The following is a 16,378-nucleotide window of genomic DNA, read 5'->3' on the forward strand; positions in this document are numbered from 1 at the left end:
ATATTTTTTATCATAGCATATTTCTAACGCGTAAAAGCAGCAGGGACGCCGCCGTCTACCGTGATCATGCAGCCCGTTGTTTTTTCGGCTTTAGAAGAAGCGAAGAATGCAATGGCTTCAGCAATATCCTCCGGGTAAATATTGACGAGCAATGCTGTCCGTTTCCGGTAATGTTCCTCTAGCTGATCTGGTTCAATCCCGTACGCCGCGGCTCGTTCCTCCCGCCAGCTTGAACCCCAGATTGCCGATCCTTGAAGAACCGCATCAGGCAAAACGGAGTTGACCCTAATGCCGAATTCTCCGCCTTCTGCTGCGATGCATCTTGCTAAATGGGTTTCAAGCGCCTTAACCGAGCTGTAGGCAGAGGCGTTTTTGCCCGCATAAACCGAATTTTTCGATCCGACAAATACCATGCTTCCGCCTCTATTTTGGTGTTTCATCTGTTTAAACGCTTCACGGGCTACAAGGAAATAGCCTGTTCCTAAAACATTCATATTAAGATTCCATTCTTTTAGACTTGTTTCGTCAAATGGGCTTGATGTGGCCAGCCCGGCATTATTGATGACGATATCAATGCCGCCATAAGCAAGCGCCGCTCGTTCAAAAGCTGATTGTACGTCTTCCTCCTTTGTCACATCCATTTTGACAGCCATTGCCCGTCCTTCTCCGTATGCATCGTTTATTTCCCCGGCAATTTTCTGTGCGCCTTCTATATTCAGATCAGCTACGATCACGTGCCCTCCCTCAGCTGCAAATCGACGGCATGCTGCACTGCCGATTCCGCCGGCTCCTCCAGTTATCAACGCTACTTTTCGGGAAAATTCTGCTTCCGGCGGGGCCAGCGTGAGTTTATATAGTTCGAGCGGCCAATATTCGACATGGTAGGATTCATTTTCATGTAAAGAAACAAATTGCCCCAGAGCGGTTGCTCCTTTCATCACGGCGATGGCCCTCCGATATAAAGCCCCGCTTACTTTAGACATGGCATAACTTTTTCCTGTATTCACCATTCCGATTCCAGGAATCAATATCACCCGCGGGGCGGATTCAAAGATTTGATCCCCATCCTGCTGATTGCGTGTAAAGTAAGCCTGATACTCTGATGTATAGGTCTCGACTCCTGACTTGATCAGATCCGCAAGCTTGTGCACATCTTGAGTTTCCGGATTCCAATCAATGTACAGCGGAACCCGTTTTGTGTGAACAAGGTGATCCGGGCATGCCGCACCGATTTGCGAAAGTGCTGGCAATTGGACACTGTTTACAAATTCCAAGACATCGTCATGATCATCATAGGAAAGGATCATTTTCTTTTCTTCACTGACTGCTCCTCTGATCACAGGCATGATGCCTGCCAAGATTTGTTTTCTTTTATCCTCCGGCAGCGGCTGATACCTTTTGCCTCCGAATACCTCATGCTGATTGATACGATCGTTAATATACTGCTCGGCTTCTTGAATGATGGATATCGTTTTTTGATAACATGTTTCAGACGTCTCTCCCCAAGTGACTAAGCCGTGTTTCTCCATTAATACAAGCTCGGCGTGGGGATTGTTTGCTACGCCTTCAGCGATCATTTTAGACAAAGTAAATCCAGGGCGGACGTATGGCACCCATACAAACCGATTTCCGTAAATGTCTTCAGCGATTTGTTTTCCATTATCCGCACAGCATATGCTGATAATCGCATCTGGATGGGTATGGTCAACATGTTTGTATGGCAGAAAAGCGTGTAATAGCGTTTCAATTGAAGGGCGGGGATGTTTGCTGTCTATCATACAATGAGACAGGTAGTCTACCATTTCTTCATCGGGCATTTGGTCCCTTTTAATCAGCGGGCGGATATCATCTAATTTCAAACCGGTAAAGTTATGCGCTTTCATTGTTGCCAAATCCGAACCGCTTCCTTTTACCCACATGACTTCTATTTCACGGCCTCTAAAATCCTTTTCCGTTGTTTTCATAGATGTATTCCCCCCGCCCCAGTTGCAGACAGTGCGGTCTGACCCGATCAGATTGGACCTGTACACCAATTCCTCTACACCTTTAGGCAGCCGTGCAGCTCGCTCTGAATCCCATATATGTTTCGCCATATTTGATATTCCTCCATCCCCTTTTATTTGTATCCGTTTTCATTATATATGATTTCTGTTTGTTTTTGAATCGTTTTTGTTTATTTTTGCTTTTTAACAAAAAAAGAAAGCAGCAGATATGCCGCTTTCTCGTTTCATTATGATTCTATTTTAAATTTCTTCGTAATGTCCTGAAGTTCTTCCGCCATGTTTGCCAACGTTTCCGCTGAAGAGCTGATTTCTTCCATGGACGCAAGCTGTTCTTCCGCCGAAGCTGCGATATCCTGAATGCCTGCTGAGCTTTCTTTCGCCACTGCAGAAATATCTTCAACAGCACTTGACACTTCCTGTGATCCGGCTGACAGTTGTTCAACCGTCGCGTTCAAGTTTTGCAATTCGCCGGAAATTTGGGTTGTCATCTCATAGATTTGTTTAAAGCTTTCTGCTGTTTGATCCGTAATCTGCAAGCCTTCTTTCACTTCATGATTCACGGATTGGAACATTGAAAGTGAGGTGCTGATTTCCCTGACAATCTCTTGAATTAATCCTTCAATTTCCTTGGCGGAGTCTGCTGATTGTACAGCAAGTTTTCTAACCTCTTCTGCAACTACTGAGAAACCTCTTCCGTATTCTCCCGCTCTTGCCGCCTCAATCGCAGCATTTAATGCAAGCAGGTTGGTTTGATCAGCAATGCCATTAATCACATTCAAGATGCTTGTGATGTCTTGCGATTTTGTTTCAAGACCCTTCACAACTGCTTCCGCTTTTTGAACGGATTGGTCAATTGTTTTCATCTGGCCGACTGTATGCTCCACCAGCTTTTCTCCGCTGCCCGCTGCCTCAGAGGACTGAATCGATGATTTCGTAATGGTTGAAGAGGCCTGAGCCACTTTTGAAATCCCCTCGTTCATTTGAGAAAGATGATTTGAGCTTGTTTCCAGTTTCTCGCTTTGTGCCTCGTTGCCATCTGAGAACTGTTCGATGGCAAGTGTAATATGTTCAGTTGCCTTGCTTGTTTGGGCTGCGCTTGCTGTCAGCTCCTCAGAGGATGAAGCGACGTTTTCTACAGACGTTTGAATAACGCCGATTACAGAACGCAATGATGCAGACATTTCATTAAAGCTTTCGCCAAGCTGGCCAAACTCGTTTTTCGAGTGAATGTCAATGACTTCTGTGAGATCTCCGCTGCTGATTTTTGCAGACGTTGAGACAAGTTTTCTTAACGGCTTGGTGATGGCACGGATAATATAGAGTATGAGTATGCCGCCGATTACTATTGACACGCATAGAATGATAACCGCAGTGTTCAGCACCGGGCTTGAAGCATCTTGCAATTCACTGACAAAATATGTGCCCGCGATTTTCCAGCCAGTCAGTTTATTTGTCGTAAAGGCCATTTTCTTTTCTTTGCCTTCGAATGTATATTCAAATGAGCCTTCTTTTTTGGAATATACTTGGTTTGTCCAATCGCCGGAACCAGTTGTCCCCGGCTTAATGGTCGGATGGGCGATATATTTTTTGTTGCCTGTCGTAATAAATGCAAAGCCTTCTTTACCGATTTTGATTCTTTTTGATGCAGTAAGCACTTCATCCAGGTTTAAATCCAGCGCTATAACCCCTGAACCGTCTTTTAATTGTTTTGAAATTGTGACAACAATATCTCCTGTCGCTTCATCGGTATACGGTTCTGAGAAAACAGCTTGTCCTTTTTCCACAACCGCCTGTTTGTACCAGTCACGTCCTGTCGGATCGAAACCTTTCGGAACACCGCTATCCGGATATTTATAAAGCTTCTTATCTTCTGAAGCAGCATAGATTGCGCCTACATCGTCGTTAAGTGTCGTGTACTGCTTAAATTTCTCTTTCAGTAATGTTTTGTTTTTGCCTAGCAATATGTCTTTATCGACTGTCTCACTATAATAATCTATTGCCTTTACTTTATCTTCCAATTTATTTTGCAGCGTACTGTTTAGTTCTTCAACATTTCCCTTCGCACTGCTTATGAGCTCTCTGTCTAACGCGTTCCAAGCTGATTGATAACTGAAATATGCTAAAACCCCAACCGGCAAAATAAGCACTGCCAGAAACGCAGCGATTAGCGGTTTGCTGATCGATGGCTGTTTGATCCATTGTATGAATTTTCCCATTCTCGTTGACTCCTCCTTTAAGATAAATCTAATATCGTCAAACTAGGATAAAAGGTTTAATAAAAAAACTAAAAAAAACACCCAAGCGCAACAAGCTTGGGTGTTAAGGCTTACTATTCGATTTTGAATCGTTTGGTCATATCGCGAAGCTCTTCCGCCATAGAGGAAAGGGTCTCTGCAGACGAGCTGATTTCTTCCATGGAAGCAAGCTGCTCTTCGGCTGACGCCGCGATATCTTGTATATGCGCTGAGCTTTCTTTTGAAATCGATGCAATGTGCTCAGACGCTCCCGAAACTTCTTCGGAGCTGGCAGAAAGCTGCTGAACCGTCGCACTCATATTTTGCAGTTCGCCGGCGATTTGGTTCGTCATTTCAGAAATGCGTTTGAAGCTCATTTCTGTTTTATCTGTGATGTCAAGTCCTGTCTGCACCTCTTGATTGACAGATTGGAACATGCCGAGTGATGTATTGATTTCCTTCACAATTTCGATGATTAATCCTTCAATCTCTTTTGCTGAATCTGCTGACTGTACTGCCAGTTTTCTTACTTCTTCCGCTACAACGGAGAAGCCGCGGCCGTACTCGCCTGCGCGCGCTGCTTCAATTGCTGCGTTTAAGGCAAGCAGGTTCGTCTGGTCTGCGATGCCGTTGATCACACGCAAAATGTTTGTAATATCTTTCGATTTCGTTTCCAATCCGCGTACGACTTGCTCCGCTTCTTTAACGGACTTGTCAATGACATTCATTTGGCCGACGGTTTGATGAACAAGCTTGCCGCCTTCACTTGCAATTTCTGTCGATTGAACAGATGAATCAGTGATCACTTCAGAAGCTTGAGCCATATTCGTCAACCCGTCATTCATTTGATAAATGTGCTCTGCTGCCGTTTCAATGTTTTCGTTTTGTTTTTCATTGCCGTTAGAAAATTGTTCAATCGCCAATGTAATGTGCTCTGTTGCCTTGCTCGTTTGCGCAGCTGATGCAGTGAGCTCCTCAGAGGAAGCGGCAACATTATCTACGGAATCCTGGATGGCGTGTATGAGAGAACGAAGTGACGACGCCATATTGTTAAAGCTTTTGCCAAGCTCGCCCAATTCATCTTTTGAACGGATATCAATGGTTTCCGTCAAATCTCCCTCGCTGATCCGCTTAGAGGAACCGACAAGCTGTTTCAGCGGTGTTGTAATCGACCGAATGATCAAAGTCATGACGATAATCCCTATGATAATAGCTGCGGCCAAGACAATTAAAGCAAGGTGTAGGACAGGCTGGGCTGCCTCATGGATTTCATCCAAATACATGGTGCCGCCGATCTTCCATCCTGTCAACTTGTTTGTGTCAAAGGCCATTTTTTTCTTATCGCCATCCATGGTGTATTGAAAATCGCCTTTATCAGCACTCAACATCTTATCGAGCCAGTCGCCTTTTAATTCAGTTCCTGATTTTTCATTCGGGTGTGCGACAACTTTTTTGTCCTTCGTCATGATAAATGCGTAGCCTTGTGTGCCGATGTTGACTTTTTTGGTTGTTTTCAGCAGATTTTCAATCGTCATGTTGATTGCGATAACGCCTGAACCATCTTTTGTCTGCTGGGCGATTGTCACAACCATCGTATTTGTCGACGCGGTTTTATAAGGGTCTGTGATCACGACTTTCCCTTTATTTGCAACCGCTTTTTTGTACCAGTCGCGTTCAACCGGATTATAGCCACTTGGCATCGGAAGATCCGGATAGCGGGTAAAGTGCCCTTTTGTGTCACTTGTATAAATGGATTCTACATCCTTGTTAATGCTGATATATTGTGAGAATTTCTCTGCAATGCTTGCATTGCTTTTTGCATTGTATTTCTCTTTTGTCAGCCATTCGCTGAAATAATCAGCACTGTTTTCTTTTTCGCCGATGCTGGTGTTAATGATTTCGTTTAATTGCTGTACATTTTCCAATGCGCTCCCCATCATCTGTCTGTCGAGTGAGCTGCTAGCCGATTGATAGGCAAAGATCGCCAATATAACAACCGGTATGATGAGGATCGACAGAAAGGAAACGAGAAGCTTCCGTGTAATTGATCTTTGTTTTATGAGTTGGAGTATTTTTTTCATCATTCATTTCTCCTTTTTTATGCTACCCTTCATATCGGCTGGAAATGGGTAAATATATACAGCAAAAAAGAAGAAATTTAACAAAAGTAACTAATTTCCCATAAATAAATAGTATTTTAGACCTATTATTTATCTACTTTAAATTGTTTTGTCAGATCACGGAGTTCTTCAGACATTCTTTCAAGCGTCAGTGCAGATGAACTAATCTCCTCCATGGATGCCAGCTGTTCCTCAGCTGAAGCGGCGATATCTTGGATGCCATCCGAGCTTTCCTTAGAAATGGCAGTGATATCATTTGAAGCTGCGGAAATTTCTTGAGCTCCCGCGGACAGCTCCTCAACCGTCGCATTCATGTTTTGCAGCTCGGAAGCAATTTGATTGGTCATTTGCGATATATGTTTGAAGCTCTGTTTAGTTTCATCCGTCATGACAAGCCCTATTTCAACTTCTTTGTTTACGGACTGAAGCACGTTCAGTGATGTGTGAATTTCCTTTACGATTTCACTGATCAGCGATTCAATTTCTTTTGCCGAGTCAGCCGACTGTACCGCGAGCTTTCTCACTTCCTCAGCGACGACTGAGAAGCCCCGTCCGTATTCACCCGCTCTGGCCGCTTCAATGGCGGCATTTAAAGCCAAAAGATTGGTTTGATCCGCAATACCGTTGATGACACGCAAAATATTCGTGATATCCTTTGATTTGATCTCCAGCCCTTTCACCACATGTTCCGCTGCTTTTACGGAATGGTCAATTGTGTTCATTTGGCCGGCTGTTTTCTGGACGAGTGTCTCCCCTTTACTTGACACTTCTGTTGAATCTGCGGATGTTTCTGTAATCACTGCTGCAGCCCGCGCCAGCTCTGCCAATCCGTCATTCATTTCATTAATTTGTTCGGTTGTCGTTTCTATTTTCTCGCTTTGGCTTTCACTGCCGTTTGAAAATTGCTCGATAGCCATCGTAATGTGCTCAGTGGCTCTGCTTGTCTGGTCTGCCGATGCAGTCAGCTCTTCAGACGATGAGGCAACGTGTTCTACTGAGTCTTTGATCCCGTGAATGAGCGAGCGAAGCGAGTGTGCCATATGATTGAAGCTCTCGCTCAGAACGCCGAGTTCATCTTTTGAATTGATTTCAATCGTTTCGGTTAGATCGCCTTCACTAATTTTTTCAGCGGATGCGACAATGCGTCTCAATGGCTTTGTGATGGATCGAATCACAAAATAAATCGCCGTCATTCCAGCTGCGATGGCAATCGCCAGAACGATTGAAGCCATGATCAGAACCCTGCTTGCAGCATCGTGAATCTCGTTTGCATACATCGTGCCGCTGATTTTCCAGCCTGTTGTTTCGCTTGTTGCAAATGCCATTTTTTTCTTTTTGCCTTTGTACGTATATTCAAAGTCCCCGCTTTTATCCTTGTAGAGCTTATCAACCCAGTCCCCTTTTAGCTCTGTTCCCGCTTTTTCTCCGGAGTAGGCGATGACTTTCTTGTTTTGGCTCAAGATAAAAGCATAGCCTTCTTTTCCGATATTGATTCCTTTCGCGGTAGTGACTAAGTCATCAATTTTCATATCAATGGCGACAACGCCTGATCCATCCACCGTTTGACGGGCGATGGTGACGACCATTTTTCCTGATGAAATCGATTCATAAGGCTCAGTGACAATTGTTTTGCCTTTATTGGCCATTGCTTCTTTGTACCAATCTCGTTCCAAAGCATTAAAGTCACTTGGCATGTCAGCGTACGGATAACGTGTGAATTCCCCGTCTTTGCCGCTTGAAAATACCGCAGCGACATTATCATTCATTTGGATAAATTGTTTAAATTCCTGTTTCAGCTCTGTTTTCTTTTTATCCTGAAATTTTTCTGCTGTAGCCCAATCGCTGAAATACGCGAGGCTTTTTTCAGTCGTACTGATTTTATCATCAATGATGTGATCTAATATCTGAACATTTTCCTTTGCGCTTTGCGTCATCTGTACATCAAGTGAGGCAACTGCTGATTGATAAGCGCTAACCGAAAGGGCGGTTATCGGAACAATTAAGATCAGCAGGAAAGAAATAATAAGTCTCCTTGCAATTGATGATCTGCGAATAGTGGTGAGTGTTTTTTTCATTTCCTTTTGAACCTTCTTTCAATAATTTACAAATTATATCGGCGGATCTTCCTTTAAATTACATTGAAAATGAAGGTAAAAATGAAAAATAGTTCTAAATTCACCGGTTAAACTAGGACTTTATTATTGTTTACCATATAAAAAAACAGCGCTTTGATAGCGCTGTTTTTCGGCTTTTACTCGATTTTAAATTGTTTCGTCAGATCGCGAAGCTCTTCTGCCATCTGCGCAAGAGTCGTCGCTGAGGAACTGATTTCTTCCATGGAAGCAAGCTGTTCTTCAGCTGATGCGGCAATGTCCTGGATGCTTGCCGAGCTTTCTTTCGACACGTCTGCAATGCCGCTGACTGCTGCTGAAACATGCTGTGAACGGTCTGACAGCTGCTCGACGGTGGAATTCATCGTTTGCAGCTTGCCTGCGATTTCGTTTGTCATGCTGAAAATGCTCTGGAAGCTTTCTTTTGTATTGTCTGTGACAACAAGTCCGGACTGTACTTCCTGATTGACCTCTTTAAACATGTGAAGAGAGGTGTCGATTTCTGCGACGATTTCTTGGATCAGCTTTTCGATTTCTTTCGCTGAATCGGCTGATTGGACAGCCAGCTTGCGCACCTCCTCCGCTACGACAGAGAAGCCGCGTCCTGACTCTCCGGCACGCGCCGCTTCAATGGCTGCATTTAGTGCAAGCAGATTTGTTTGGTCAGCGATTCCGTTGATGACTCTCAAAATGCTTGTGATGTCTTTTGATTTTCCTTCTAAGCCTTTGACAACAGCTTCAGCCTGCTGAACAGATTGATTAATCGAGTTCATTTGTCCGACTGTCTGCTGCACAAACTTCTCACCCGTTCCGGCGATTTCCGTTGATTGGATAGATGCCTTTGTAATATCTGACGATGTTTGTGAGACTTGCTGGAGTCCTTCATTCATTAAGTTCAGCTGATGAGAGCTGGATTCAACCTTTTCGCTTTGCTCCTCGTTTCCGTTTGAGAACTGCTCAATCGCCATCGTAATATGCTCGGTGGCTTTACTCGTCTGCCCGGCAGATGCGGTAAGCTGTTCGGAAGATGCGGCCACATTGTTCACCGAGTCCTGAATAGCGCTGATCAGAGAGCGGAGAGATTGTCCCATTTCATTGAAGCTTTCCCCAAGCTCCCCAAGCTCATCCTTTGAATGGATTTCGATCGTTTCGGTCAGATCCCCCCTGCTGATCGTTTTCGATGATTGAACAAGACGTTTTAACGGTTTTGTAATCGAACGAACGATAAACAGAATTAAAATTCCGCCTGCCACAATGGAAGCAATCAGCACGATCATTCCTGTTGTCAGCACAGACTTTGAGGCATCCTTAATTTCATCCATATACATTGTGCCGGCTATTTTCCAACCAGTCAGTTCGTTTGTAGTATAGGTCATCTTTTTATCTTCGTTATTAAGAGTATACTGGAGTTCACCGCTGTCATTCGCATACATTTTGGCTACCCAGTCGCCTGAAAGCTTTTCTCCAGCCTTATGGTTCTTGTGGGCGACATAGGTTTTGTTTTTTGTTGCAATGAAAGCATAACCTTCTTTTCCGACCTTGATTTGTTTCATTTGTTCTAACAATTTATCAATGGTAATATCCATGGCGACAACGCCAGATCCGTCCTTCAGCTCCTGTGCAATGGTAATGACCATGCTTCCGTCACTCGCAGCCACGTAAGGATCTGTCACGACAATTTCACCGCCGGCCTTCATCGCATCCTGGTACCAAGGGCGTTGTCTCGGGTCGTATCCGTCCGGCAATTTCTCTTTTGGCGCTTGTACGTAAGTGCCGTTATCTGCGCCCCCATAAATTCTGGCTACTCCTTGATTAATAGATACATATTGTGAAAATTTAGCTTTGATCTCTTCTTGATTCGATTTCCCTTTGAATGCGGATCTTTTAAGAGATTCACTGAAAAAGGTGACTGCTTTCGCTTTTTCTCCCAGATTATTTGTAACAGTTGTATTAAATGTATCGACACTGTTTTTCGCATTTCCCATAATTTCCTGATCCAGCTTTCCGCTGGCGCTTCGGTAAGAGCTAAATTCTAATATAAGAATAGGGATAATGAGAATCGCAATAAATGAGACGATTAATTTCTTTGAAATAGACGGTTTCTTCAGCCAATTGATAAAAGTCTTCATGTCACTTGCTCCTTCAGGTTTGATACAGTATATATCGGCTGCTTAAAAAAGTTTTAAAATAAAAAATGGAAGAAGTTCTTTTTGGCTGTCTTCTGTCTTTTTAGCTTTCATTGCCCAAGCCCTTTGCATATCTTATAAAAAAAAAGGGGGGCTAAACATGATTATTGTATCAGGACAATTGCTCCGTCCCCAGGATATTGAAAATTGGCAGATTGATCAAAATCTGAATCCGCTGTTAAAAGAGATGATTGAGACACCTGTTCAGTTTGATTATCATTCAATTGCTGAACTGATGTTTGAGCTTAAACTGCGGATGAATATTGTAGCAGCGGCAAAGACGCTGCACAAAAGCGGGGCGAAGTTTGCCACTTTTTTAAAAACATACGGGAATACAACGTATTGGAGAGTTTCACCGGAGGGCGCCTTGGAGCTGAAATACAGAATGCCGCCTTCAAAAGCGATTCGGGACATTGCTGAGAACGGCCCGTTTTATGCGTTTGAATGCGCAACAGCAATCGTTATCATTTATTACTTGGCCTTAATCGATACAATCGGAGAAGATAAATTCAATGCCAGCTTTGACAGAATTATTTTATATGACTGGCATTATGAGAAATTGCCGATCTATACGGAAACAGGACACCACTTTTTCCTTGGAGATTGTTTGTATTTTAAGAATCCTGAATTTGATCCGCAAAAGGCGCAATGGAGAGGCGAAAATGTGATTTTACTGGGGGAAGATAAATATTTTGCCCATGGTCTTGGAATCTTAAACGGAAAGCAAATTATTGATAAGCTGAATTCTTTTAGGAAAAAAGGAGCCTTACAGTCAGCCTACCTTCTGTCTCAGGCGACCAGACTGGATGTTCCGTCTCTTTTCCGCATCGTCCGCTAAAAAGCCCCATCGCCTATTTTCCGGACGATGGGGTTTCAAATGCCTTTCGTTTTCGATAGAAGGGGGCTGTGCCGAAATATTGGTTCGCAGCCCACTCCATTTTTTCAAGGTCATTTCTTGTCACGATTGGATCCTGGCTGCTCCATTTGATAAAGCGGACAAAATAGTAGCCTTTGATAGGAGCCATTGTAACTTTTGAGTGAGGCCAGCCTTCAAATACAAACTCAATTTTCCCTCTTTTTTTATAAGAATATTGAATAATGTTCATATCTGTCACCTCAGTTTATCAAGTTACGTTCGGCAAAGCTCGGTACGTTCACATCCATTGATTGACTATCCCTCATGCAGGCTTTCCTGAAAACAAAGGATGAGGCGCGTGTCTCTTTCCCGCGCTTTTTATTTCGCATATGGATTAGCTTTTCGAGCAGGTCGTGACTGAGATAGCCGAATGCCAAGCGCGCCTTCATTCGATAAAGCGGCAGCCGGGTCGGGTGTGACAAGCCCTCCGGCTATCGGCGTTTGTTCAGCGATCATGCTTTTGTCAAAAAAACAGCCTATTATCCCATCATTTTGATATAGCATGTCCGGGTGCGAGGGCCGTCAAATTCGCAGAAATAAATGCCCTGCCACGTTCCAAGAATAAGCCGGCCGTTTTCCACAATGACATGCTGTGAAGCTCCGATTGTACTCGACTTCATGTGTGCAGCTGTATTGCCCTCCATATGGCGGTCCAGCTCATGTTCCCACGGATATACCTCATCAAACCTTCTGAGCATATCTTTTTTGACGTCCGGATCGGCATTTTCATTAATTGTAATGCCCGCAGTCGTATGCGGACAGTAAATCAGCGCTGCGCCGCTCGTTATACCTGTTTCTTGAAGAAACGCTTCCACCTCCCGGGTGATATCAATCATTTCATCTCGTTTGGTTGTTTTGATTTGCAGTGTTTTCAGCATTTGTTTCTCCTTTCGTTTGTCCGCTCTCATCGCTTAATTCGTTCTGTGTTCTTTTTTTTCCTGTTAAACCGCTCTCATAAACCCGTTAAAACAAAAAAACTCCAGTCTAAGGCTGGAGTTTAGCACCATAGATATATTCTTGCTTCATACGGCTTTAAGAGTACTGATGTCATATGCTGGTGCGGCTCTGCTTCAATATTTGACAAGACGAGTGCATCTGATGACAATGGCAATCCAGAGTGCTTGAACAACGCCGGTGTTCCTGTCAGATTGGCCGCAATCAGTGCAGTATGGCTCTCATTTTTCCGAAGATATGCAAAGATTTGCTGATCTTCCGGTAAAATGAGCTCGTATGTCCCGTTAATAAAAACATCATATGTTTGGCGCAGCTTGATCAAGCTTTTGTAAAAATGGTAAACGGATGTTTTATCGTTTTTTTGCGCCTCGGCATTCAGCCATTTGTAATTCTCATTGATTCCGATCCACGGTTTGGCCTCAGAAAATCCGGCGTATGGACCAGCATTCCATTGCATCGGCGTTCGCGAATTGTCTCTTCCCTTTTTCCAGACAATCTTCATCACATCCTCGTGTGATGTGCCTTTCGCTGTTTTTGTTTCATACAGGCGTTTCATTGCGACATCATCATAGTCCTCAATAGAGGGAAAAGCCACGTTCGTCATCCCGAGTTCCTGTCCCTGATAAATAAACGGTGTGCCTTTCATGAGAAAATAAACAGCGGAAAGCGCTTTTGCACTTTCTTTCAGGTACACTCCGTCGTCTCCCCACACAGAAACTGAACGGGGCTGGTCGTGATTCTCCATAAACAAAGCATTCCAGCCGATCCCTTCCAGACTGTCCTGCCAGTCAGTTAAAATTCGTTTAAATGCAACGATATCAATACTTTCATTGATCTCTACATCCCACAGGCCGAGATGCTCAAATTGAAAAATCATGCTGAATATGCCGTTTTTTTCTCCAGCCCAATCAGCTGCTTCTTTTGCAGCGACGCCGTTCGCTTCACCAACTGTCATAATCGGATAGCGGGAAAACGTGTTTTCCTTCAGTTCTGTTAACAAATCCATAATGCCGTCAGCATTCATATGATAAGGAAAGGAAGGGACATAGTCCAGTCCCTTTGGATTCGGCATGTCAGGAAACCCTTCTTTTTTCTTAATATGCGTAATGGCATCCACCCGAAATCCGTCAATTCCTTTATCAAGCCACCAATTGATCATGTCATAAACGGCATTCCTCACCTTTTCATTTTCCCAATTCAAATCAGGCTGTTTTTTATCAAAAAGGTGCAGATAATACTGGCTTGTCTTTTGATCATACTCCCAAGCCGGCCCGCCGAAAATGCTTTCCCAATTGTTGGGCGTTTTTCCGTTTTTGCCGTCTTTCCAAATATACCAGTCGCGCTTTTCCGAGTGTATGGATGAACGGGATTCTATGAACCATGGATGTTCGTCGCTTGTGTGGTTCACAACGAGATCCATAATCAGCTTCATCCCCAGATCATGAATGTCACCAAGCAGTTCATCAAAATCTTCCATCGTGCCAAACTCGCTTAATATGTTTTGATAATCCCGGATATCATAGCCATTATCAGCATTCGGTGAGTCATACAGCGGGCAAATCCATATGACGTCAGCGCCCAGCTCTTTTATGTAAGAAAGCTTGGATCTGATTCCTTGAATATCCCCGATTCCGTCGCCATTTGAATCTTTAAAACTGCGGGGGTAAATTTGGTAAACAACGGCTTCCTTCCACCAAGCCTTTTTCATACAGCCACTCCTTTCCAGTGTACCGGTCTTATATATCCTATGTAGAAAAAAGGCTTCACAGCATTGCTTTTTAAGAAATGACTTGATGACACAAAAAACAGCCGTTTGTTCCCCGGCTGTTTTTTATCAAAAATCAGTTTTTTTTATTTCTACAAAACGGATGTGATGATCTTCGGCGTCGAGGATTTTAAATTCACAGCCCTCCGCGTGTATCACATCTCCTGCTTTCAGCTCCATTTTTTGCGTTAGAAGCCAACCTGCAATCGTATCAATTTCTTCATTTTCAATCGCAATGTCGAGAAGGTCATTCACTTCGTCTATTAGCGCTTTTCCATCCATCACATAATGGTGCTCGCCCTTTTTCAGGATGTGCGGTGTTTCATCCTGATCATACTCATCGCGGATTTCCCCGACGATTTCCTCTATAATATCCTCTACAGTGACAAGCCCCGCCGTTCCCCCGTATTCATCGACGAGAATCGCCATGTGAATCCGCTCCTTCTGCATGCGGATTAAAAGCTGTTGAACAGGAATGCTTTCAATGACCCTGATAACGGGCCTCATGATTTGCTCCAGCTTTATCGGCTGGCCGAGAAAATAAGCTTTAAACATATCTTTGCTGTTGATGATCCCTAAAATATGATCCTTGTCATCTTTGATGACAGGGTAGCGTGTATACCGTTCATTAATGATGTGATGAATTGCCTCTTCAAGCGACTGCTCCAGAGAGATAACCGCAATTTCTGTCCGCGGAATCATAATCTCTCTCGCTACCCGGTTGTCAAATTCAAAAATCTTATTTACATAACGGAATTCAGACTGATTGATTTCTCCCTTTTCATAGCTTTCTGAAAGGATCAGTCTTAGTTCCTCCTCGCTGATGACAACCTGATGCTCCTTTACTGAATGAAAGCCAAACAATTTCACAAGAAAACTTGCAGAGCCGTTTAATGCTTTAATAAACGGGTACGTGATTTTATAAAACCAGATCAGCGGCTTTGCAATCCATAAGCTTACAGCTTCAGCTTTTTGAATAGAAACCGTTTTCGGGGCAAGCTCCCCCATCACCACATGCAAAAAAGTGACGATGATAAATGCAACTACAAATGTGACAATGTGGTTAAACGGTTCCGGCATGCCTGTCATTGTAAATAAGGGATGAAGAAAACGTTCAAATGTAGGTTCACCAAGCCACCCAAGGCCGAGGGCTGTAATCGTAATCCCGAGCTGGCAGGCTGATAAATACTCGTCAAGATTGGAGATGATTTTATGTGCGGCTAGTGCTCGGCTGTCACCGCTTTCGATGAGCTGATTGATTTTTGAACCTCTAATTTTGACGATCGCAAATTCCGCTGCAACGAAAACAGCCGTAATGCCAATCAAAACAAAAATGGCGATCAATTGTAAAATAAGCAAAAAAAGCCCTTACCATAAATGGTAAGGGGCCACCTCCTTAACGTTAATTCTCATCACGACCGTTTAAGAAAATCATCACAAAACGAAGTAGTTCAAACAGGGAAACCAGGGCGGCGGCCACATACGTTAAGGCAGCAGCACTCAGCACTTTATTTACCCCATTTTCTTCATTGTTTCGGATGAATCCTTCTGACACAATAATCTGCTTCGCACGTGAACTTGCATTGAATTCGACAGGCAATGTAATCAGCTGGAAAAAGACTGCCGCTGAAAACAGTATGATGCCAAGCCCGATCAAATTCAGGCTGCCGAGAAGCATGCCTCCTAAGAAAAGCAAAGGAGCTACACCGGATGCAAAATTCACGACTGGGAAGATTTTATGTCTCAGCACAAGCGCACCATATGACTCCTGATGCTGCAAGGCATGTCCGACTTCATGGGAAGCTACGGATATGGCGGAAATTGAGCGGCCGTAATAGACCGGCTCAGATAAACGCACCACCCGTCTTGTCGGGTCGTAATGGTCTGTTAAAGTGCCTCTTACCGGTTCGACCGGCACGTCGTAAAGACCGTTTATATCTAAAATCCGTCTTGCCGTTTCTGCCCCTGTACGTCCGCTTGAGGCTTCCACTTTTGAATATTTTTCAAAGTTGCTCTTTACTTTAAATTGTGCCCAAAACGACAATCCCAATGCGGCTATTGTTAAAAATATAAACAGCATTTTTTCATC

At 43.8% G+C, this 16,378-nt stretch carries 12 protein-coding genes and 1 pseudogene; 1 reads left to right on the plus strand and 12 read right to left on the minus strand.

What is annotated here, in order from left to right:
• Positions 1-23 precede the first annotated feature (23 nt).
• From MHI44_RS06335 to mcpB, 5 genes are all read right to left on the minus strand, one after another.
• Positions 24-2,093: a bifunctional aldolase/short-chain dehydrogenase gene (locus MHI44_RS06335; protein ID WP_339203140.1), complete on the minus strand. Its 2,070-nt coding sequence runs from the start codon at positions 2,091-2,093 to the stop codon at positions 24-26.
• A 137-nt stretch (positions 2,094-2,230) separates the two neighbouring features.
• Positions 2,231-4,219 (minus strand): methyl-accepting chemotaxis protein TlpB, encoded by a 1,989-nt coding sequence (tlpB, locus tag MHI44_RS06340; protein ID WP_339203142.1) that lies wholly within the window; start codon positions 4,217-4,219, stop codon positions 2,231-2,233.
• 113 nt (positions 4,220-4,332) lie between these two features.
• On the minus strand, positions 4,333-6,318 hold the full coding sequence (gene mcpA, locus MHI44_RS06345) for a methyl-accepting chemotaxis protein (protein ID WP_015714603.1): 1,986 nt from the start codon (positions 6,316-6,318) through the stop codon (positions 4,333-4,335).
• Positions 6,319-6,443: 125 nt separating this feature from the next.
• Positions 6,444-8,432: a methyl-accepting chemotaxis protein TlpA gene (tlpA, locus tag MHI44_RS06350; RefSeq protein WP_339203144.1), complete on the minus strand. Its 1,989-nt coding sequence runs from the start codon at positions 8,430-8,432 to the stop codon at positions 6,444-6,446.
• Between the two features lie 176 nt (positions 8,433-8,608).
• Positions 8,609-10,597, minus strand: coding sequence for a methyl-accepting chemotaxis protein McpB (gene mcpB, locus MHI44_RS06355; protein ID WP_185183901.1), 1,989 nt, complete (start codon positions 10,595-10,597; stop codon positions 8,609-8,611).
• A 157-nt stretch (positions 10,598-10,754) separates the two neighbouring features.
• On the opposite strand from mcpB, the gene MHI44_RS06360 reads away from it, so the two are divergent.
• On the plus strand, positions 10,755-11,492 hold the full coding sequence (locus MHI44_RS06360) for a protein-glutamine gamma-glutamyltransferase (RefSeq protein ID WP_003228904.1): 738 nt from the start codon (positions 10,755-10,757) through the stop codon (positions 11,490-11,492).
• Between the two features lie 13 nt (positions 11,493-11,505).
• Here MHI44_RS06360 and MHI44_RS06365 read toward each other — a convergent pair whose 3' ends face one another.
• The 7 genes and pseudogenes from MHI44_RS06365 to MHI44_RS06395 all read right to left on the minus strand — a co-directional run bounded on the left by MHI44_RS06365 (position 11,506) and on the right by MHI44_RS06395 (position 16,369).
• Positions 11,506-11,760, minus strand: a complete 255-nt coding sequence (locus MHI44_RS06365) for a hypothetical protein (RefSeq protein ID WP_339203147.1) — start codon at positions 11,758-11,760, stop codon at positions 11,506-11,508.
• Between the two features lie 128 nt (positions 11,761-11,888).
• Positions 11,889-12,026, minus strand: a complete 138-nt coding sequence (locus tag MHI44_RS06370) for a hypothetical protein (protein ID WP_167408403.1) — start codon at positions 12,024-12,026, stop codon at positions 11,889-11,891.
• Positions 12,027-12,049: 23 nt separating this feature from the next.
• Positions 12,050-12,448, minus strand: coding sequence for a secondary thiamine-phosphate synthase enzyme YjbQ (locus MHI44_RS06375; RefSeq protein WP_167408404.1), 399 nt, complete (start codon positions 12,446-12,448; stop codon positions 12,050-12,052).
• Positions 12,408-12,542, minus strand: a pseudogene (locus tag MHI44_RS06380) (hypothetical protein). The gene MHI44_RS06375 and the pseudogene MHI44_RS06380 overlap by 41 nt, the downstream one beginning before the upstream one ends.
• A 25-nt stretch (positions 12,543-12,567) precedes the next feature.
• A complete protein-coding gene (locus tag MHI44_RS06385; RefSeq protein WP_339203150.1) occupies positions 12,568-14,232 on the minus strand; it encodes an alpha-glucosidase in 1,665 nt (554 codons plus the stop codon).
• A gap of 126 nt (positions 14,233-14,358) precedes the next feature.
• Positions 14,359-15,648 (minus strand): hemolysin family protein, encoded by a 1,290-nt coding sequence (locus tag MHI44_RS06390; protein WP_024571512.1) that lies wholly within the window; start codon positions 15,646-15,648, stop codon positions 14,359-14,361.
• A gap of 43 nt (positions 15,649-15,691) precedes the next feature.
• Positions 15,692-16,369 carry a zinc metallopeptidase gene (locus MHI44_RS06395; RefSeq protein ID WP_003228889.1) on the minus strand — a complete coding sequence of 226 codons (678 nt, stop codon included), beginning with the start codon at positions 16,367-16,369 and terminating at the stop codon, positions 15,692-15,694.
• Positions 16,370-16,378 lie beyond the last annotated feature (9 nt).

Source organism: Bacillus sp. FSL K6-1366, assembly GCF_037976695.1.
GTDB classification, from domain to species: Bacteria; Bacillota; Bacilli; order Bacillales; family Bacillaceae; genus Bacillus; species Bacillus subtilis.